The 1179-nt window shown below is 61.7% G+C and carries 2 protein-coding genes; one reads left to right on the top strand and one right to left on the bottom strand.

Annotated elements, in window-relative coordinates:
- The first annotated feature begins 42 nt into the window (after positions 1–42).
- Entirely contained in the window at positions 43–459 is a 417-nt protein-coding gene (gene irrA / locus A2I95_RS40320; RefSeq protein WP_027257565.1) for an iron response transcriptional regulator IrrA, read from the top strand.
- Here irrA and A2I95_RS40315 read toward each other — a convergent pair.
- Positions 424–1179 (bottom strand): LysR substrate-binding domain-containing protein (locus tag A2I95_RS40315; RefSeq protein WP_291737936.1); only part of this gene is annotated, 756 nt, incomplete at its 5' end. The two genes, irrA and A2I95_RS40315, sit on opposite strands and share 36 nt — an antisense overlap.

Genomic DNA, 1179 nt, shown 5'->3' with positions numbered 1-1179 from the left:
GCACCTATATATACGGTCAGCAACGCGATGCAGGATCTGCTCATGACGCCAAACAGCGAAGACACAGCCACCCGCTGGCTGACAGAGGCCGGGCTAAGACCCACCCGGCAGCGGGTGGCGCTTGCCGAATTGCTGGTCGGCGACGGCAAACACCGCCATATCACTGCCGAAAGCCTGTTCGAGTCGGCCAAGAAAAAAGGCGCCGCTGTATCGCTGGCCACTGTCTATAATACTCTGCGCGCCTTTTGCGACGCCGGCGTGCTGCAAGAGATCCCGCTGGACGGCTCCAAAAGCTATTTCGACACCAACACCCATGATCATCCGCATTTCTTTTGGGAGGATGAGGGCCGCGTCAGCGACGCGCCCGCACAAGAACTGGTGATTCACAAACTGCCGGAGGCGCCGGAAGGGATGGAGATCGCCTCAGTCGATGTGGTGATCCGCCTGCGCAAGGTCTGATCTGCCGGCATTGAGCACTGTGCGCAGAATTTCACGTGCCTTAAAGGCCGGCGAAGCGTCCGGCAATTGCGTATGCGCCGCAAGAATAACCGGCTCCTCTGCGGCTTGGTCTATGATCCGTACAGCGCACAGTGGTTTGCCATCATAACTCCTCCCGCCAGGCGGCAGGCTGTAGCTGATGCCGACCCCTTCGCCATTGGCCGTCAAGCTGCGCAGAAGCTCTAGCGAATCTGCCCGGTGTGCAATCTGCGGCACCAGTCCCTGCGCCTTGAACAGCCCCAGCATGTGCTGCACCGACAGCCCCTCCTGCGACAACACCAGCGGATGCAACGTCACCTCTGCCAGGGAAAGATGGCTGCGCTCCGCCAGCGGATGTTCAGGCGGCACCAGTGCATGAGGCGAAAACCGGTCCAGCTCCACCCGGCTGAACCCGGCATCCAAACCCAGGTCATAGGTAATGGCCAGATCCGCCTCACCCTCGGTCAGCGCGGTGATCAGCGGCTCGAACCCGCAGGCGCGGTGTCTGATCTCCACTCCAGGCAAGGCCTTGCGCAAGGCCTTCAGTGCGGGGGCCAGCAGGAACGGCGCAAGGTCCGAGAAACAGACCAGCATAAGCCGTTGCTGCCCGGAACCGGCCCCTTCAGGGCCTTCCAGGCGCTTGGCTCGATCCAGCAGTTTCTGCGCCTGTGCTGCGAAATACCGGCCCTGCGGTGTCAATGC

The sequence above is a fragment of the Leisingera sp. F5 genome, from assembly GCF_001593695.1.
This window is presented reverse-complemented; position numbering and strand designations above follow the sequence as displayed.